This is a genomic window from Actinoplanes sp. NPDC048988 (genome assembly GCF_043197815.1).
Lineage (GTDB): Bacteria > Actinomycetota > Actinomycetes > Mycobacteriales > Micromonosporaceae > Actinoplanes.
The window spans coordinates 1-17626 of record NZ_JBICTW010000030.1 but is presented as its reverse complement, the minus strand read 5'-3'; the positions used below and the strand labels follow the sequence as shown (position 1 = coordinate 17626).

The 17626-nt window shown below is 70.4% G+C and carries 20 protein-coding genes and 3 tRNA genes; 15 read left to right on the top strand and 8 right to left on the bottom strand.

Annotation, left to right across the window (positions count from 1 at the left end):
• The first annotated feature begins 23 nt into the window (after nt 1-23).
• Nucleotides 24-590 carry a hypothetical protein gene (locus ACGFJ7_RS45775; protein WP_360248179.1) on the top strand — a complete coding sequence of 189 codons (567 nt, stop codon included), beginning with the start codon at nt 24-26 and terminating at the stop codon, nt 588-590.
• Nucleotides 587-1816: a PrsW family intramembrane metalloprotease gene (locus ACGFJ7_RS45770; protein ID WP_360248181.1), complete on the top strand. Its 1230-nt coding sequence runs from the start codon at nt 587-589 to the stop codon at nt 1814-1816. The genes ACGFJ7_RS45775 and ACGFJ7_RS45770 overlap by 4 nt, the downstream gene beginning before the upstream one ends.
• On the opposite strand, the gene ACGFJ7_RS45765 is transcribed toward ACGFJ7_RS45770, so the two are convergent.
• Nucleotides 1813-2061 (bottom strand): hypothetical protein, encoded by a 249-nt coding sequence (locus ACGFJ7_RS45765; protein WP_360248183.1) that lies wholly within the window; start codon nt 2059-2061, stop codon nt 1813-1815. The genes ACGFJ7_RS45770 and ACGFJ7_RS45765 overlap by 4 nt on opposite strands.
• Before the next feature lie 92 nt (nt 2062-2153).
• On the opposite strand from ACGFJ7_RS45765, the gene ACGFJ7_RS45760 reads away from it, so the two are divergent.
• On the top strand, nt 2154-2576 hold the full coding sequence (locus ACGFJ7_RS45760; protein ID WP_360248185.1) for a hotdog fold thioesterase: 423 nt from the start codon (nt 2154-2156) through the stop codon (nt 2574-2576).
• Between the two features lie 51 nt (nt 2577-2627).
• Nucleotides 2628-3017, top strand: coding sequence for a hypothetical protein (locus ACGFJ7_RS45755; protein ID WP_360248187.1), 390 nt, complete (start codon nt 2628-2630; stop codon nt 3015-3017).
• Here ACGFJ7_RS45755 and ACGFJ7_RS45750 read toward each other — a convergent pair.
• The 3 genes from ACGFJ7_RS45750 to ACGFJ7_RS45740 all read right to left on the bottom strand — a co-directional run bounded on the left by ACGFJ7_RS45750 (nt 3014) and on the right by ACGFJ7_RS45740 (nt 4365).
• Nucleotides 3014-3322 (bottom strand): hypothetical protein, encoded by a 309-nt coding sequence (locus tag ACGFJ7_RS45750; protein WP_360248189.1) that lies wholly within the window; start codon nt 3320-3322, stop codon nt 3014-3016. The two genes, ACGFJ7_RS45755 and ACGFJ7_RS45750, sit on opposite strands and share 4 nt — an antisense overlap.
• Before the next feature lie 294 nt (nt 3323-3616).
• On the bottom strand, nt 3617-3886 hold the full coding sequence (locus ACGFJ7_RS45745; protein WP_360248191.1) for a hypothetical protein: 270 nt from the start codon (nt 3884-3886) through the stop codon (nt 3617-3619).
• Nucleotides 3887-3942: 56 nt separating this feature from the next.
• A complete protein-coding gene (locus ACGFJ7_RS45740) occupies nt 3943-4365 on the bottom strand; it encodes a nuclear transport factor 2 family protein (RefSeq protein WP_360248193.1) in 423 nt (140 codons plus the stop codon).
• A gap of 89 nt (nt 4366-4454) precedes the next feature.
• Here ACGFJ7_RS45740 and ACGFJ7_RS45735 point away from each other — a divergent pair, with 89 nt between their 5' ends.
• Together ACGFJ7_RS45735 and ACGFJ7_RS45730 are read left to right on the top strand one after the other, a co-directional pair.
• Nucleotides 4455-4823, top strand: a complete 369-nt coding sequence (locus ACGFJ7_RS45735) for a YciI family protein (protein ID WP_360248195.1) — start codon at nt 4455-4457, stop codon at nt 4821-4823.
• Entirely contained in the window at nt 4814-6022 is a 1209-nt protein-coding gene (locus ACGFJ7_RS45730) for an RNA polymerase sigma factor (RefSeq protein ID WP_392648703.1), read from the top strand. Before ACGFJ7_RS45735 ends, ACGFJ7_RS45730 begins: the two co-directional genes overlap by 10 nt.
• A 66-nt stretch (nt 6023-6088) precedes the next feature.
• On the opposite strand, the gene ACGFJ7_RS45725 is transcribed toward ACGFJ7_RS45730, so the two are convergent.
• Together ACGFJ7_RS45725 and ACGFJ7_RS45720 are read right to left on the bottom strand one after the other, a co-directional pair.
• The gene (locus ACGFJ7_RS45725; RefSeq protein WP_392648700.1) at nt 6089-7408 is read right to left on the bottom strand and encodes a cryptochrome/photolyase family protein; all 1320 of its coding nucleotides are present in this window, start codon (nt 7406-7408) and stop codon (nt 6089-6091) included.
• Entirely contained in the window at nt 7408-8295 is an 888-nt protein-coding gene (locus tag ACGFJ7_RS45720; protein WP_360248201.1) for a phytoene/squalene synthase family protein, read from the bottom strand. Before ACGFJ7_RS45720 ends, ACGFJ7_RS45725 begins: the two co-directional genes overlap by 1 nt.
• 65 nt (nt 8296-8360) lie before the next feature.
• Between ACGFJ7_RS45720 and ACGFJ7_RS45715 the strand changes: the two genes are divergently transcribed.
• From ACGFJ7_RS45715 to ACGFJ7_RS45685, 7 genes are all read left to right on the top strand, one after another.
• Entirely contained in the window at nt 8361-9464 is a 1104-nt protein-coding gene (locus ACGFJ7_RS45715) for a polyprenyl synthetase family protein (protein ID WP_392648697.1), read from the top strand.
• An 8-nt stretch (nt 9465-9472) separates the two neighbouring features.
• The gene (gene crtI / locus ACGFJ7_RS45710; protein ID WP_360248205.1) at nt 9473-10945 is read left to right on the top strand and encodes a phytoene desaturase family protein; all 1473 of its coding nucleotides are present in this window, start codon (nt 9473-9475) and stop codon (nt 10943-10945) included.
• Nucleotides 10942-11514, top strand: a complete 573-nt coding sequence (idi, locus tag ACGFJ7_RS45705; protein WP_360248207.1) for an isopentenyl-diphosphate Delta-isomerase — start codon at nt 10942-10944, stop codon at nt 11512-11514. Before crtI ends, idi begins: the two co-directional genes overlap by 4 nt.
• The gene (locus ACGFJ7_RS45700; protein WP_360248209.1) at nt 11504-12421 is read left to right on the top strand and encodes a MerR family transcriptional regulator; all 918 of its coding nucleotides are present in this window, start codon (nt 11504-11506) and stop codon (nt 12419-12421) included. The genes idi and ACGFJ7_RS45700 overlap by 11 nt, the downstream gene beginning before the upstream one ends.
• Nucleotides 12422-12569: 148 nt before the next feature.
• Nucleotides 12570-12642: transfer RNA gene (locus ACGFJ7_RS45695), tRNA-Glu, on the top strand.
• A 62-nt stretch (nt 12643-12704) separates the two neighbouring features.
• A tRNA-Asp gene (locus ACGFJ7_RS45690) sits at nt 12705-12778 on the top strand.
• A 10-nt stretch (nt 12779-12788) separates the two neighbouring features.
• A tRNA-Phe gene (locus tag ACGFJ7_RS45685) sits at nt 12789-12865 on the top strand.
• Between the two features lie 305 nt (nt 12866-13170).
• Here the strand turns inward: ACGFJ7_RS45685 and ACGFJ7_RS45680 are convergent.
• Nucleotides 13171-14154 carry a serine hydrolase domain-containing protein gene (locus tag ACGFJ7_RS45680; protein ID WP_392648693.1) on the bottom strand — a complete coding sequence of 328 codons (984 nt, stop codon included), beginning with the start codon at nt 14152-14154 and terminating at the stop codon, nt 13171-13173.
• Between the two features lie 39 nt (nt 14155-14193).
• Here ACGFJ7_RS45680 and ACGFJ7_RS45675 point away from each other — a divergent pair, with 39 nt between their 5' ends.
• Entirely contained in the window at nt 14194-15543 is a 1350-nt protein-coding gene (locus ACGFJ7_RS45675; RefSeq protein ID WP_360248213.1) for an NAD(P)/FAD-dependent oxidoreductase, read from the top strand.
• Here ACGFJ7_RS45675 and ACGFJ7_RS45670 read toward each other — a convergent pair.
• Complete coding sequence (locus tag ACGFJ7_RS45670; RefSeq protein WP_360248215.1) at nt 15523-16347, bottom strand: MEDS domain-containing protein; 825 nt, start codon at nt 16345-16347, stop codon at nt 15523-15525. The two genes, ACGFJ7_RS45675 and ACGFJ7_RS45670, sit on opposite strands and share 21 nt — an antisense overlap.
• Nucleotides 16348-16397: 50 nt before the next feature.
• Between ACGFJ7_RS45670 and ACGFJ7_RS45665 the strand changes: the two genes are divergently transcribed.
• On the top strand, nt 16398-17240 hold the full coding sequence (locus tag ACGFJ7_RS45665) for a Rieske (2Fe-2S) protein (RefSeq protein ID WP_360248217.1): 843 nt from the start codon (nt 16398-16400) through the stop codon (nt 17238-17240).
• The last annotated feature ends 386 nt before the right edge of the window (nt 17241-17626 follow it).

Here is a 17626-nt window from a genome sequence, read left to right as displayed (position 1 = left end):
TTACCCGCCGTTAGCGTTGGGTCATGGGGAGGATCACCCGGCGTGAGCTGATGAATCTCGCCGGTGCCGTGGGTGTCGTCGCCACCCTGGCCGGGCTCGCGTACGGACTGCCCGCCCTCGACCGGTCCCTCCCGGCGCAGCGCGCGGTCAGCCCCGACGAGCCGTACCAGGTCGGCGCCGGAGTCAGCGTGGTGCCGCCGGCCGGGGCCACCATCGACGTCACCGAGACGCGGCCCGGCGAGAACGAGGGAACCGTTCTGTTCCGGCTGGGTCCGGTGCGGTACGCGATCGCCGTACGCCCCTTTCGGGGTGACCTCGACGCGGCCGCCTCCCGCCTGCGTGAGCGGATCACCAACACCGCCGGTTACCAGGTGACCGGCGCCCAGCTCGCGGTCAGCACGGCCGGCGGGCTGGCCGGTCTCCAGGGTGGATACACGGCGCCCGGGCGCGGCGGCCGGTACGCGGTCTTCGTCGCCGACGAGCACACCATCGAGGTCACGATCAGCGGAAACGATCTGGATCTCGGGCGTACGCTGCCGCAGATCGAGGCGAGCACCCGCACCCTGCGCCACGACGGGGAGGGCCGGTGACCGCCTCCGTCGTCCGCCCGGCCAGCGGCCGGATCCGCGTGTCGGCGCCCGCGTTCGGCGTCGTCCTGGTCCTGCTCGCGGCCGGCGCGGTCCGGATGGCGCTGCTGGCCGGGGAGTTCGTCACGGCGTACCCCAAAGCGACCTTGACCTCGGTGTTGCTCTTCGCCCTGCTCGCCGTGCCGTTCTGGCTGGTCGTGTCGGAGCTCGACTTCCTCGAACGGGAACCGGTCCGGCTGCGCGTGGTCGCGTTCGCGTGGGGCGCCCTGGTCGCCACGACCGTGTCGATACCGGGCGGCGCGGCGCTGGAGAACCTGGTCGCCAAGCTCGGCTCGCCGCATCTCGCGGCCGACTGGGGAGCGGCGGTCGCCGGGCCGACAGTGGAGGAGATCGCCAAGACGCTGGGCGTGGTGGCGATCGTGCTCGTCGCCCGCGCCCAGGTCAACAGCGTCCTCGACGGCGTCGTCTACGGCGCGATGGTCGGTCTCGGCTTCCAGATCGCCGAGGACGTCGTCTTCGCCGTGGGCGCTGTCGCGCTCGCCGGCCAAGGTGATCAGATTCAGCCGGTGATCACGACGTTCCTGCTGCGTGGTTTCCTCTCCAGCGTCTGGAGCCACACCCTGTTCGGCGCACTCGCCGGGGCCGGCGTCGGTTATTTGGTCGTACGCCGTGAGCCCGTTCGCGCCGTTCTGGCCGTCCTCGGAGCGTGGGCGGCGCACGTGCTCTGGAATTCGCCGCTGCTCACCGACGGCCTCGGCAACGGCGTCCTGGCGCTGCTGGGCGTCATCCTGCTCAAGGGGCTGCCCCCGTTGCTGCTGATCCTGCTGCTGGTCAGGCGTCTGCACGACCGCGAGGCCGACTATTACGCCTCACGGCTCGCCACCCTGCGGGATCCAGCGCTGATCACCTCGGACGAGCTCTTCGCTCTGCGGTCCGGCTCCCGTCGAGCGGCGGCCCGCCGGCAGGCGCCACGACGGGCCAAGGCTTCGGTACGCCGGCTCCAGCGCGCCCAGGCGCGGCTGGGTGTCGAACTGAGCCGCGATTCGGTGCCCGGAATCGGACAATGGTCATCGGTGATCCGCTCGGAGCGGGCCACGCTGGAACGCCTGGGCCACCCGGAGGCGATCGCCGGGCCCACGTCGTGGCGGCACACGGCGTCGACCGTGCTCACGACAGTGGTGGCGATCGCCGTCCTGTGGGTGGCCCTGTCCGCGCTGGGCGGTTCCTAAAGCTTCGGGGGCAGGCCGCCGTCGCCGTCCACCACCATGTCCGGGGTGCCGTCCTCGTCCAGGTCGACCATGGTGATGTCGACCTTGCCGTCGCCGTCGGTGTCGAACTGGTACAGGTCGGGCTTACCGTCGCCGTCGGTGTCGGACACCCAGACATCGGGCTTCCCGTCGCCGTTCGCGTCCTGCGCGATGAGGTCGACGCGGTCGTTACCGCGCGTCTCGACGGTCTCCTGCGGCTCAGTCATGCGGTTCTCCCCTTCACGGCTTCGTCTCGCTGACGAGAGTAGGGCTCACGTCACAGCTCCGCGAGCCGGGTCACACCGGTACCGTGGATCGAATGGACATTGCTGCCGACAGCGTGCAGGACCTCCTCAGCGCCACCGGTGGCGGCGGAACCCTCGGCACGCGGATGGGCATCCAGCTCAGCGAGGCCTCGGCCGAGCGGGTCGTCGGCACCATGCCGGTCGAGGGCAACACCCAGCCGTACGGGCTGCTGCACGGCGGCGCGTCCTGCGTGCTGGCCGAGACGCTGGGCTCGGTGGGCGCGGTCATGCACGGCCAGAGCGTCGACCGGCCGTTCGCCGTGGGCGTCGACATCAACGCCACCCACCACAAGGCGGCCCGCTCCGGCGTCGTCACCGGCGTCGCCACCCCGGTGCACCGGGGCCGCACGATGGCGACGTACGAAATCGTCATCACCGACGAGGGCGGCGACCGGGTGTGCACCGCGCGCATCACCTGCCTGTTGCGCGGAGCGTGATATTTCCGCGCTGACAAGCGAACCTTGACCGATCCACGTACCTTTTCTCACGTGACCGAGGTTCCACAGCACGCCTTCGACGACGCGGCGCTCGTGCTCCAGCGTGCGCTGACCGGCGACAGCGACGCAGTGGTCGGCACGTTCGACGCCGTGGTCGACCGCGACGGCATCGTCGGCGCCTACGACGTGGCGTGGTGCCTGGCCGCCACGATGGTCGGCCAGATCCCGTCCGGGGGCGCCTGGACCCTCGACTTCCCCGGCATCGACGACGCGCGGTACGACAAGCGCTGGGTGGCCCGCTTCGTCAGCGCGTACGTCAACGGCGACATCTACACGGGCGAGGCCCTGTTCGGCGCGGCCATCGCCGACGGCCAGCTGCCCGACTGCCTGCTGGCCCTGGCCGGCTCGACGGTGGCCACGCTGCGCCACCGGGCGGCCTAGTGCCCCTTGAGATATAACGCCTTCGCGTACTGGGCGGCGGCCGCCTCGTTGTACATGGACGCCTGCCCCATGTAGTACTCCTGGTCGGCCCACGCGGCCTGCGCCTGCGCCGTCCCCTTCCAGCGGATGCTCGCGTCGACGTCGGACAGCCCCCGAGCCCGGAACTGCTTGCGCATGGCCATCCGCCCGGCCCGGAACTTCTCCTGAGCCTCCTCGGCCAGCCGCATGGCCTCGAACGCCTTCTCGCTCAGCGCCTCCGCCATCGTCCAGGCCGCCTGCTCCGCCGCGTTGGTGAAAGTCAGCACCGCGTTCCTCCTCGAACCGCTGCCCATCGACCTGGGACACACTCTTGCCGACCGCGCGGCGCCCCATCAACCCCCGGAAGCCAGCCCGAATAAGCGCGAAATGCCCCGCCCAACTCCTCAACCACCCGCCAGAACGACCGATTCTGAACCTCCGCGGAAAGAGGGATCACCGAGGAGGCCGAGAGGAACCCCCGCACGGGCAGGGCTGGTGCCCGTGATCCTCAAGACCCCCTCACCCCGGTGCCCGCGGCCTCCCCCTGGCCGCGGGCACCGCTTCCGGGAGTTCGATTGGCGCTAAGACAACGGCACGGCCCTGAGGCTGGTTCTCGTGGCGGTGTAGATGAAAGGCCCTGGGTCATCGAGCAGCCGCCCGATGGACCGCCATGGGATCATGATGATCTCGAGTTGCTCGAAGGTTCCGCGCGCTTCCGGTCCTGATAGCGGGATCATTCGAGCGCCGAAGGTGCGCACTGCCTCGATCTCGCGAAGGTTTTCCCGAATGTGCCGATCGCGGGTGAGTATCAACCACCGGTTCCGAGCGACCGCGGCTCGCCACAGCGACATCCTCGCACCACTTCCCCCTCGAGAGACCAGCCTCCGACCGGCTGTGGATAAGTCCGCTACGGCTCGAGGTCGATGGCGGCCTTCATTTCGGTGTCCATGTGGAACGGGACCGACTCGTGTTCGTGGGTTATGAGCCAGCGGCCGTTCAGGCGGCGCAGGCCCACGGTGACTCGGTACCAGAGGGTGAAGGGCTCGGTGCTTCCCCTGGGGGTTGCCGTCATCGAGTCGATGCTGGTGGCGAAGGCGACGTCGCCGTCGGCGGTGATTTCCAGCTGGGTCACCTGGCGGCGGGGCGGGGCCTCGAACGTGGCCAGCCACTGCTCGGTTGGAGTGGGATCCGTGGTGTCCACCCTCGTGCTCAGTGGTGGTGCCAGGCTGAACTCGACCACCTCGGGGGCCGAGTACGCCAGCATCGCCTTCACGTCGCCGGTTTCCAGCAGGGCGGCTCGGCGTTCGATGACTTCGCGGATCTCTTGCATGTCGGTCTCCTCGGTAGAAGAAATCTCGTGCGGGACGTCGAAGCCGGCGCTGTGGTTTCGACATCCTGGACGAGAGAAGGAGATGAGCGATGAAATATCTGATCCTGATTCAGTCGAACCCGCGCAGCCTGGCCGTCTGGGACAAGATGTCCGACGACGACCGGACCGCTTTCGGCAAGGGGCATCTGAACCTCAACGCGGAGATGCGCGAGGCCGGGGTTCATGTCGCCTCCGAGGGGCTGGCCGATCCGTCACTGGCCAAGTGGGTTTCGGTGCGCGGCGGCGAGACGGTTGTCTCCGACGGGCCGTACGCCGAGGTCAAGGAGCATCTGGCCGGCTTCTACCTGATCGATGTGGCCGGCATGGAGGAGGCGGCCGCCTGGGCCGCCAAGGTGCCCGACGCCGCCAACACCGAGGTCGAGGTGCGGCCCGTTCTCGATATGAGCGCATGGGATTAGAGGACGTTCTCCGTACGGCCGCGCCTCAGGTTCTGGGCGCGGTGGTGCGCCGGTACGGCGATTTCGACGCGTGCGAGGACGCCGTTCAGGAGGCTCTTCTGGCGGCGGCGCGGCAGTGGCCGGCCGAGGGTGTTCCCGGCGATCCGCGGGCCTGGCTCATCCGGGTGGCGTCGCGGCGCCGGATCGAGGCTTTGCGCAGTGACGAGGCTCGGCGGCGGCGGGAGGCGCTGCCTCCCGATCCGGTTCCGGAGGTACGCGGTGACGACGAGCTCACGCTGCTCCTGCTCTGCTGCCACCCGGAGCTGACGCCCTCGTCGCAGATTCCGCTCACCTTGAGGGCGGTCGGCGGGCTCACCACGGCCGAGATCGCCCGGGCCCTGCTGATTCCGGAGAGCACTGTCGGCCAGCGGATCAGCCGGGCCAAGCGGCGGATCAAGGAGACCGGTGCCCGTTTTGTTCAGACCAACCCGGACGCCGTACGCCAGGTCCTGTACCTGATCTTCAATGAGGGGCACACCGCGAGCGCGGGCCCGGCGCTGCAGCGGGTGGAGCTCAGCACCGAGGCGATCCGGCTGACCCGGCAGCTGCACGCGCGGCTGCCGGACGACGGCGAGGTCACCGGGCTGCTCGCGTTGATGCTGCTCACCGACGCCCGCCGGCCGGCCCGGACGGGGGACGACGGCGCCCTGGTGCCGCTGGCCGAGCAGGACCGCACGAGGTGGGACCGGGCCGCCATCGACGAGGGCATCCGCCTGGTCACCGCGGCGTTGCGGGAGACCGCGGTCGGGCCGTTCCAGGTGCAGGCCGCGATCGCCGCCGTGCACGCCGAGGCGCCGTCGGCCGCGGACACCGACTGGGCGCAGATCCTCGAGCTCTACCGCCTGCTCGACGTGCTCGCGCCCGGGCCGATGGTCACCCTGAACCGGATCGTGGCCCTGGCCGAGGTGGACGGGCCGCTCGTCGCCCTGCGCGCCCTGGAAGGCGTGGCGCTGGACCATCACCGGGTGGCCGCGGTCCGCGCGCATCTGCTGGAGATGGCCGGTGATCCGGTGGGCGCCGAACGGGCGTACCGGGAAGCCGCCCGTCGGACTTTGAGCCTGCCCGAGCGGCGCTATCTGGAGTCGCGGGCCTTGCGCTTGCGGATCGACGAGCGGGGTCGAGGCCACGGCGGTAAGAAGGGCGGGGCCCGCCGGCTTTGACGTTATGACGGACGCAACCGGCCGGCGGGCTCCGCTTTTACCCGCCCGGGCGTACCGGGCGGGGGTTCACGGCCGCAGCCAGACCGCCTCGTCCCGGTGTGACTCGAGCGGCCCTGGATAGTCGAGGCCGCGGCGCACGTCCGCCGGCAGCCGCCACGGCTGGTGGACCGCCACGCCCTCGATTCCTTTGAGTTCCGGTACGTAGCGACGAACGTACACGCCCGAAGGGTCGAACCGCTCCGCTTGGCGGATCGGATTGAAGCGCCGGTACGGCCGGGTGTCGTTCCCGGTGCCCGCGACCCACTGCCAATTGCCGGAATTGTTCGGCACGTCCCCGTCGAGCAGCCAGCGGAAGAACCACTGCACGCCCGGCCGCCAGTCGAGGCCGAGATGCTTGGTGAGGAACGCCGCGGTGATCAGCCGGGCCCGGTTGTGCATCCATCCTTCCGCCTGGAGCTGGCGCATCCCGGCGTCCACGATCGGCACGCCGGTCAGGCCATCCTTCCAGTGCTGGAGCGCGTCCGAATCATCCCGCCATGATGAGTCGGCGGCCAGGCGCATCGGCTTCACCGAGATCTCCGGGAAGGCGAGGGCGACCTGGTAGTAGAAGTCGCGCCAGCACAGTTGCCGGACGAACGGTTCGTTCTCGCGGGTGGCGTTGGCCAGTTCGAGGGGCGACAGACAACCGAAGCGGAGGTACGGGCTGAGCCGGCTCGTCCCGTCGGCCGGCATGTCGTTGTGGAGTTCCGCGTACGGCTCCACATGGCGCAACCACGCGGAAAGCCGCCGCCGGGCCTCGGTCTCCCCGCCCTCGGCGGCGTCCGGCGACTCGCCGTCGGGCAGCGCCGGCAGGCGGCCGGCCGCGACCCCCTGAGGCAGGGTGATCTTCGTTGGCGCCGCCACCTGTTCGCGCCACTGTGCCGCCTGCCAGACCCGGAAGTAGGGCGAGAAGACCCGGTACGACTGGCCGCCACCGCCCGGGCGCAGCGCACCCGGGTCGACCACGGTCAGGCCCGGGAACAACCGCAGGGCGATCCGGTGCCGTTCGCATTCGCGGCGCAGCCGGTCCTCGCGCCGGCGGGCGTAGCCGCTGACGTCGGCGGCCATCCCGATTCCCTCCGCGCCCACCGCACGGGCCACCTCGATGGCCTCGGCCACCGGGTCGCCCATCCGGATCACCAGGTCGCCGCCGAGGGCGCGCAGCGTCTTGCGCAGGTCGGCCAGGGCCTGGTGCAGGAAGCGCGTCCGGTTCAGGGAGAGCTTGCCGAGGGCCGGGTCGAGGACGTAGAGCGGCACCACCTGTTCGGCGTTGGCGCACGCCGCGGCCAGGGCGGGGTTGTCGTGCACCCGCAGGTCGCGGGTGAACAGGACGACGGCCGTGCGCATCAGGCGGCCAGGTGCACGGGGGTGCCGGGCCGGGTGAGCAGGCTGCGCACCGCGACGGCGGCCCGGCGCCGGTTGGGCACGGTGGCCCGGCCGGCGAAGACGTCGTAGCCGGCCGCCTCGATCTCGGCCAGGATGCCGCCGTACAGGGCGAACGCCGTGCGCATGCAGGCCTGTGAGGCCGGGTCGAGCATCGGGATGCCGACGGCGGCCGCGGCGTAGTGCTCCTTGGCGCGCGAGACCTCGTACTCGACAAGCGCTCTGACCGCCGGTGTCGGCTGTCGTCTCTCCAGCGCGCGGCGGGTCACGCCGAACTCGGCGAGGTGCGATTCGGGCAGGTAGACCCGGCCGCGGTCGAGGTCTTCGGCGACGTCGCGGATGAAGTTCGTCAGCTGGAACGCGAAGCCGAGCTGACGGGCCGGCTCCCGGGCGGCGACCGGATCCTTCGACCCGAGGATCGGCAGCATCATCGTGCCGATCACGGCGGCCGAGCCCTCCATGTAGTCGAGCAGGTCGTCGTAGGTCGCGTACGAGGTGACCGTGAGATCCATCGCCATGCAGCGCAGGAACGTCGCGAAGTCGTCCACGTCGAGGTCGAAGACGGCGATGGTGTGCAGCACCGCGGGCAGCAGCGGGTCGTCGACCGGCTCGCCGCGCAGGCCGGCCACGAACAGGTCGGACCACTCGGTCAGCAGCGCGGCCCGCTCGGCCGGCGGCAGGTCCTCGGTGCGGTCGACAATCTCGTCCGCGTACCGGGTGAAGCCGTACAACGCGTGCACGTGGCGCCGCTTCCAGGCGGGGAGGAGCTGAGTCGCCAGGTAGTAGGTGCGGCCGTGCTTCTTGTGCAGTTCACGGCAGCGCTCGTAGGAGGCGGCCAGATCGAGATCCACTCGTTTCCCCAATCAAATCGACGCACGAATCGACGCAACCCTGAGGCTAGGGTACGGTATTTCTCGTGGCCAACGACACGCTCCAGGGAAGCAGGCACCGCGGGATACCCCGCCAGGGCGCCACCCCCCATTCGCTCATTCACGCGATCCAGGGCACGCTGGCCGATTTTCTGGCCGCGCAGACCGCCGCCCTCGACTCCATCGACCCGGAGCTCGGCGGCTTCGCCCGCACGGCTCGTGACCTGGTGCTCGCCGGCGGCAAGCGGCTGCGCCCGGTCTTCGCCTACTGGGGCTGGCGCGGCGCCGTCGGAGAGGACGAGCCGATCGAGCCCGTCCTGCCGGCGTTCGCGGCGCTCGAGCTCATGCACACGTTCGCGCTGGTGCACGACGACGTCATGGACGAGTCGGACACCCGCCGCGGCCGCCCGACCGCCCACCGCATCTTCGGCCGCCGCAACGGCGAACGGTTCGGTTCCTCGGCCGCGATCCTGGTCGGCGACCTCTGTCTCGTCTGGGCCGACCAGCTGCTGGCCCGGGCCCAGGCGCCGCAGGGCGTGCGGTCGGTCTACGACCGGATGCGCGTCGAAGCGATCGCCGGGCAATATCTCGACGTCCTCGGCGAGGCCGAGCCCGACTCGTGGTCGATCGAGCGCGCGCTGCTCGTGGCGCGACACAAGACCGCCAGCTACACGATCCAGCGGCCCCTGCAATTCGGCCTCGCTCTCTCCGGGCTCGCCCACCCCGAGATCGATCTCGCGTACGGACAGTACGGCCTCGCCGTCGGCGAGGCGTTCCAGCTGCGTGACGACCTTCTCGGTGTCTACGGCGACCCCTCGGTCACCGGCAAGCCCGCCGGTGACGACCTGCGGTCGGGCAAGCCGACAGCACTGCTGATGCTGGCCCGCCGCCTCGCCTCTCCCACACAGCGAGAGGTCCTCGACTCCGCCGGAGCCGTCAACCCCGCCGACGGCTCCGGCGGTCCTACCCCTGCGTCGGTTTCGCAGCGGGCTCAGGTGATCGCCGAGACCGGCGCTCCGGCCCGCCTCGAGGCGATGATCCAGGAGCGGGTGGCCGACGGCGTCGCCGCCCTGGCCGGCGCTCCTCTCCACGAGGACGCGCGTGCCGCCCTCATCGAGCTTGCGGTGCGGGCTACGCACCGACCGGCATGATGTCCACCATGCGAACCGTCACTGGCCCCACCGAGCGGGTCGTCGTCGTCGGCGCCGGCCTGGCCGGCCTCGCCTGCGCCCTTCACCTGGCCGCGGCCGGCCGTCAGGTCACCGTCGTCGAACGCGAGTCGGTGCCGGGTGGCCGGGCCGGCCGGCTGAGCCTTCAGGGGTACGAGTTCGACACCGGCCCGACCGTGCTGACCATGCCCGAGCTGATCGAGGAACCCCTCGCGGCCGTCGGCGAGAAGCTGTCGGACTGGCTCGAGCTGACCCCGCTCGACCCCGCGTACCGGGCCTACTACCCGGATGGGTCCACCTTGGACGTCAAGACGGACACGGTCCGGATGGCGGCTGAGATCTCCCGCGTCTGCGGTCCCCGCGAGGCCGACGGCTACCTGCGGTTCGTCGACTTCACCCGGCAGCTGTGGAAACTCGAGCGCGACCACTTCATCGACCGCAACCTCGACAGCCCGTTCGACCTGGTCAACTTCAACCTGTTGAAGCTGCTCGGCATCGGCGGGATGCGGCGGCTCCAGCCGAAGATCAATCAGTACTTCCGTGATCCTCGTACCCAGCGGATCTTCTCTTTCCAGGCGATGTACGCCGGACTCGCCCCGCAGGACGCGCTGGCCATCTACGCGGTGATCGCCTACCTCGACTCGGTCGTCGGCGTGTACTTCCCCAAGGGCGGCATGCACGCCGTCCCCAAGGCTCTGGCCGGCGCGGCCGAGAAACACGGCGTGGAGTTCCGGTACGACACGACGGTCGCCCGGGTCCCGCTCGCGCACGGCCGCGCCACCGGCGTGATCACCACTGACGGCGAGCACATCCCGGCCGACGTGGTCGTCCTCAACCCCGATCTGCCGATCGCCTCGCGCGACCTGCTGCCGCCCCGCCGGCAGCGGAACTTCCGGTACTCGCCCTCCTGCGTGGTCCTGCACATCGGGTCGAACCGGGCGTACAGCAAGATCGGTCACCACAACATCCACTTCGGACACCAGTGGCGGGGCACGTTCGACGAGGTGATCCGCAAGGGCCTGCTGATGAGCGACCCCTCGCTGCTGGTGACCAACCCCACCCACACCGACCCGTCGGCGGCGCCGCCCGGCAAACAGACCTACTACGTACTCGCCCCGGCACCCAACCTCGAGACCGGCCCGATGAACTGGCGCGGCGGCCTCGCCGAGCGGTACGCGTCGTCGCTGGTGCAGACGCTGGAGCAGCGCGGCTACGTGGGCTTCGGCGACGGCATCGAGGCGATGCAGATCATCACCCCGGCCGACTGGCTCGACCAGGGCATGGCGGCCGGCACGCCGTTCGCGGCGGCACACACGTTCGCCCAGACCGGACCGTTCCGCCCGTCCACCCTGCATCCGTCGCTGGAGAACGTGGTCTTCACGGGCTCCGGCACGCAGCCGGGCGTGGGCGTGCCCATGGTCCTGATCTCGGGCAAGCTCGCGGCCGAGAGGATCACGTCGTGACGGCGCGGGAGTCGCATCTCGTCGAGCTGGTCGACGCCGAGGGCGAGGTGCTCGGCTCGGCCACTGTCGACCAGGCGCACCGGGCGCCCGGCCAGCTGCACCGGGCGTTCTCGGTGTTCCTCCGCGACGAGTCCGGGCGGGTGCTGCTGCAGCAGCGGGCGGCGGTCAAGACACGCTTCCCGCTGAGGTGGGCCAACACGTGCTGCGGGCATCCGGCGCCCGGAGAGGACCTGGCGGTCGCGGCGGGTCGGCGGCTGGGCGAGGAGCTGGGGCTGCCGGCCGTTCCGTTGACCGAGGTGGGGGTGTACGCGTACTACGCCGAGGACCCGGCCACCGGGCGGGTCGAGTACGAGTACGACCACGTCCTCCTGGGCGAGTTGCCGGCCGGTGTGCCGGCGGCACCCGATCCCGACGAGGTCACCGATCTGCGGTGGGTCTCGGTGCCGGATCTGCTCGACGACCTGGACGGCGACGCCCGGGCGTACGCACCCTGGCTCCTGGGAGTGTCCACCCGCCTGGCCGAACACCTCGGTATCTCGTCGGCCTCGGAGCCGTCGGGTGGCCGTTGAGGGATTGACCGCCGGGGCCGTCGCCCGCCGACTGGGCGTGGCGGTCACCACATTGCGGACCTGGCATCAGCGGTACGGGCTGGGGCCGAGCTCGCACGTGCCCGGGCACCATCGGCGGTACACCGAGCAGGACATGGAACGCCTCCAGGTGATGCAACGGCTGACCGCCCAGGGCGTGGCCCCGGCCGAGGCCGCCGCCTGGGCCCGGCGCGTCGATTCGCTGAACATCTCCGACTTCTCGGCCGCGCGGCCCCCGGGCCCCCAACGCGACGGCGGTGGGCAGGCCATCGCCCTGGGCGCGGCGACACCACCCGCCCGCGGCATGGCCCGAGCCGCGATGCGCCTGGACACTCCCGCGATGCGCGAGATCTTCCAGGCCGCCGTCGCCGAGAGCGGGGTGATCGAGGCTTGGAACCACGTGGCCGTGCCGGTGCTGATCGGCATCGGCGAACGCTACGAGGCCACCCAGCGCTTCATCGAGGTGGAGCACCTGGTGTCCCGTACCGTCACCGAGGTCTTCGCCGCCGTGCCCCGGCCACCCTCCAGCGAGCCCGCGAGGGTCATGCTGGCCGCCGCCGACGAGGAACAGCACACGCTGCCCCTGGAGGCTCTGGCGGCGGCCCTGGCCGAGGCCGGCGTACCCACCCGCCTGTTCGGCGCCCGGGTGCCACCGGACGCCTTGGCCGACGCGATCGCCCGCACCGGCCCCGACGTGGTGGTCCTCTGGTCGCAGACGCCGGCCACCGGGGACCCGGCCCAGCTGCTCCGGGTGCTGCACTCCCCGCACCCACCGCTGCTGACCGCGGCCGCCGGCCCCGGCTGGTCGCACCCCCTGCCGGAGAACGTGGTCCAGCTCACTGACCTCACTTCGGCCGTGCAGACCCTTGCAGCCGCCTGTCGACCCTAGGTTTCCGCAGGTCACAGCCTTGGGTGACCCCCAGGGGATACCGATTTGAAGCTGGGGCCGTCGATCACGTATGCTTTCCAAGCCTCAAGCGGGGCCCGGTTGGGGTCTACGCCGCCAAGCATTGCGAGCATGCAATACTAGCGGAGTTGCCCTCATCGTCTAGTGGCCCAGGACGCCGCCCTTTCAAGGCGGTAGCACGGGTTCGAATCCCGTTGGGGGCACTGGTAAGTCGGCAGTGTAAGGTAGCCGAGGCGCCAGCCGGTAGGAAAGAAGTACAGAGCAAGGTCCTGTGGAGCAGTTGGAGTGCTCGCCGCCCTGTCAAGGCGGAGGTCGCGGGTTCAAGTCCCGTCAGGACCGCAACACCCAAGGCCAGGTAGCTCAGTTGGTACGAGCGTCCGACTGAAAATCGGAAGGTCGGCGGTTCGACCCCGCCCCTGGCCACCAGGCCTCTCGCCGGGCTCTGAGCACCGTCCACCTGCGGAAACGCACGGTGGACGTTTTGCTTTCCGGGGTAGACCCGGGGTCGATACGCGGCAGTGCCCGCGACCCAGGGGGAAGGCCGCGGGCACCACTGTGAAGAGACTTCGGGGATCACGGGCACCAGCCCTGCCCGTGCGGGGGTCCTCTCGGTCTCCTCGGTGTTCCTCTTTCCGCGAAGGTTCAGAATCGGCCGGGGCGTCGCCCGGTTGAGGAATCCGGCCGCAACTGCGGGCGATGATGCGCGCGGACCGGTCGAGCCGGGCGTCTGATCAGAGGTTCCGCAAGGCCTCTTCGACGCGGTCGACGGCGGCGAAGTCACCCAGGCGGCGGGTGACGTAGCCGATGGTCAGGTCGCGGGACGGGTCGGACCAGCCGGCCGAGCCACCTGTGCCGCCGTGTCCCCAGGTGCCGTCCGGCTCGAGCTGGACGCCGTAACCCCAGGTCACCTCCGCGCCGATGAACTTGTCGGGGCCCGTGTACTGGGCCACGGGGAGGGCGGCGGCGGACGGGCCGGCGTAGAAGCGGGCGACGGCGGTCGCCGTGGTGTGCAGGTTGACGGCCGGGATCGTCGCCTGCCGCCAGAGCGGACTGTTGACGACGGCCACGTCGAAGGCGCCGGGCGGGTTGGCCACCATCGTGGAACGGGCCAGGGTCTCCGTCGGCCAGGCCGGCGTCGAATACTGCAGCTCGGCGCAGCGGCCGAGCTCCTCGGCCGTCAGGGCATAGAGCAGGTCAGGACCGATTTCTTCCCGTACGAACTGAGCGGGCGACCGCCCGTCGACACGGCGGACGAGTTCGCCGAGCAGATGCCCGTACGTCAAAGCATGTTCCCCGGCCACCGAGCCCGGCTCCCACAGGGGAGTGGCCGCGGCCAGGTCGGCGCAGAGAAGATCCCAGTCCGCCCAGGCCGACACCGGGCGTGGCACCGGGAACGACGCCAGCCCCGCGGTGTGGCAGAGCACCTGCCGTACCGAAACCGAACCCTGGAAGGACGGCCAGTAAGCGGACATCGGTTTGTCCAGGTCGATGCCGAGCAGCAGGACCGCCGCGGCGATGACGGGTTTCCCGGTCGAGTAGACATCGACCAAGGTGTCGGTGGTCCACGGTTGAGTGCGCGCGACGTCGCGCCAGCCCTCGTAGATCTCGACGACGGGTTCACCGTGCCGCAGCACGGTCAAGGCGGAACCGCCTCGGGGGTCAGTGGCGAAGGCCGTGGCGACGGCCTCGAAACCTGGTGCGATCAAGCCCTCCATCCGGGGCACGGTAACGCGCGCAGGTGCTTAGGTGGAGCCATGGGCGAGATTGAGGTCGACGTGGTCGTCATGGGGCTGGGCGTCGGTGGCGAGGAGGCCGCCGGACGGCTGGCCGCGGCCGGGCTGAACGTCGTGGGCGTGGAGAACACACTGGTCGGCGGCGAGTGCCCGTACTGGGGATGTGTGCCGACGAAGATGATGGTGCGGGCCGGGTCGGCGATCGCCGAGGCGTGGCGCATCCCGGGGCTGGCCGGCGTCGCGACCGTCACCCCGGACTGGCAGCCGGTGGCGAAACGGATCCGCGAGGTGGCCACCGACGACTGGAACGACAAGGTCGCGGTCGATCGCTTCACCGGCAAGGGCGGACATTTCGTACGCGGCACGGCGCGGGCCGTCGGACCGGGCAAGATCCAGGTCAATGACCAGGTGTACGCGGCCACGCGCGGCGTCGTGATCGCCACCGGCACCGCGGCCGTGATCCCGCCGATCGACGGGCTGGCCGGTACGCCGTACTGGACCAATCGCGAGGTTGTCGAGCTCGAGGTGCTGCCCGAGACGTTGCTGGTCCTCGGCGGTGGCGCCATCGGGGTCGAGTTGGCCCAGGTCCTGGCCCGGTTCGGCGTCCAGGTCACGATCATCGAGGGAAGTGCCCGGCTCCTCGCGATGGAGGAGCCGGAGTCGTCCGAGGTGGCCGCGACGGCGCTGACCGCCGACGGCGTCACGATCCGTACCGGCGTTCACGCGACCCACGTCTCGTACGACGAGGGCTTCACCGTCACGCTCGACGACGGCTCGACCCTCACCGGCGAGAAACTGCTGGTCGCGACGGGCCGGGCGGCGCGGCTGACCGGTCTCGAGGAGCTGGGCGTGGACACGTCCGCGCGCTTCGTGAAAACCGACGAATGGATGCGCGCCGGCGACAAAGTCTGGGCGGTCGGCGACGTCACCGGCAACGGGGCCTTCACCCACATGGCGATGTACGAGGCCGACGTCGCGGTCCGCGACATCCTCGGCCAGGGCGGCCCGGCCGCCGACTACCGGGCCAAACCGCGGGTCACCTTCATCGACCCCGAGATCGGCGCGGTCGGTCTCACCGAGAAGCAGGCCCGGGACGCCGGACTGGACGTACGGGTCGGCTACGTGCCGCTGTCGTCGACGTCCCGCGGCTTCATCCACGGTCCCGGCAACGACGGTTTCATCAAGCTCATCGCGGCCGGCGGGGTGATCGTCGGCGCCACCACGGCCGGGCCGTCGGGCGGGGAGATGATCGGCGCCCTCTCCGTCGCCGTGCACGCCTCGGTGCCGGTGTCCACCCTGCACAGCACCATCTGGGCCTACCCGACGTTCCACCGTGGAATCGGATCGGCCCTAGAGGGACTTCTCCAGTAACCGCAGATTCGGCACGCCGTGTGCTCCGGCCAGCCGGAGCGCACGGCCCGTCCGGTGGTCGCTCACCACGATCATGTGCCGGTTGCGGGGGAGCCCGGAGGCGGCGCGCACGATCACCGCGGCCGCGTCGTCGTCCAGCGACAGCAGGTGGCCGAGGTTGAGATGCACGTCCGCGTCCAGGCGTACGGCCTCGGCCAGGGCGTCCCGCAGCGCGCCGGCACCGCTGATCCCGAGCTCGCCGGCGACCCGTACGCCCGGCGGAACGTGCTGGCGGCAGATCCGCAGCGTCGCGTCCTCGTGGTAGACCGTGGCGGTCACGGTTCGCGGGTGCGTCCGGACGGCGTACGCCAAAGTGACCGAATCGAACGCTTCTCGGTCGTATTCGCAGATGGCGGTGATGCCACCGTCGGCGAAGAGCTTGGACACCTCGTTCTCGAAGACGAGCAGCTGCTCGGCGCCGGCCTGCGGACGGGCGGCCCAGCACATGTCGAGGGTGACCCGCAGACCGCGCGGGGACTGGTCCCGTTCCGCGGCGAGACGCCGCACCATGATCGACGCGTCGGGTGAGGCACCGCTGGCCCACAGGTCACGGGCCGGCCGGATCTCCTCCTCGGCCGGTACGCCCCGGCGGCGCAGATCGCGGTGGAGCTCGTCCACGCTGAGCGCGTCGGTGAAGCAGACGATCCGCTCGCCGCGCTGAATGCCGGCAGTCACGAAAGCGGCGAGCAGGTCGAGTCGCTCCTCCGTCTCGCTGAAGGTCAGGCAAGCGTGATCGCCTGGCTCCAGCCTGTCCACGGCCGTCATGAACCGCTGGTACCCCGTTTCACCCGTCATCTATCGGGAAACGCCATCACATGCAGATCCTCAACCGGCTCGAAGAGAACCGCTCCCTCGACCCAGTCGTGGAGAAGCTCCAGGCCGCCGTGACCAGCGCGGTCAAGCCGCGGTGGCTCCGCGACCTGCTCCACGGCACCCTGACCGGGCACGCCCTGCACCCGGTGCTGGTGCAGGTGCCGGTGGGCGCGTTCATCTCGTCCGCGATCCTCGACCTCCTGCCCGGCACCCGCCGTGCCGCGACCACGCTGGTCGCCGTGGGAGTGGCGGGCGCGGCGCCGGCCATCGCAGCCGGCTGGGTCGACTGGTCGGAGATGTCGAAGGACCGCCAGCGAGTGGGCGTCGTGCACGCCTCGGCCAACGCGGTCGCGGTCGGTCTCTACGCGGCCTCGCTGGTCGCCCGCCTGCGTGGGCGGTCGGGACGGGCCCTGGGCTTCGCCGGTCTGTCGGTGGCTGGGCTGGGTGCTTATCTGGGCGGTCATTTGTCGTACGCCCGAGGGGCTGGCGTCAACCAGGCGGTGTCGGCGCTGTTGCGGGTACCGGCGGACTGGACGGTCGTCGGGTCGCTGGCCTCCATGCCGGAGGGAAAGCCGTTCGTACGGAACGTGGGCGAGGTGCCCGTGCTCTTCTACCGCCTGGGCGACCGGGTGACGGCGATGATCGAGGCCTGCGGCCACGAGACGGGGCCGCTCGGTGAGGGCGACGTGGTCGGAGCCGGGGCGGACGCGTGTGTGGTCTGCCCGTGGCACGGGAGTGTTTTCAGGCTTACTGACGGTGGTGTCGTGCACGGTCCGGCCGCCAGCGACCAGCCGCTGCTGACGGTCCAGGTCTCCGACGGTGTGGTCTCGGTACGCCAACCTTGACCGAATCCCGGCGGTGACCTGCGCATACGTGAGACAGTGGTACCCGATTTGGCGGCCCGGGAACGAGCCTGTAATGTTTTGCGAGCCGGCAGGGAAACGGGCGAGGCAAGCGAAGAGATTCGCTTGACGGCCGTCCTGCCAAACTCCTTCGAACTACGGATCGCAGCGATGCTGCGCGCCGTGGCCGGGGGAGGTACTAGGGCAGATCGGTTCCAACCGGGAGATACCGGTTGACACGGCCGGGAAGACCTAGTAAAGTTGAGCGAGTGCCCCGGGGTGGTTAACCGGGTAGCGGTTGTTCTTTGAGAACTCAACAGGGTGCTTGATAAGCCAGTGCCAATTAAGTAATACCCCGGCCGGCTTCTCTTTGCGGAGAGTCGGTGGGA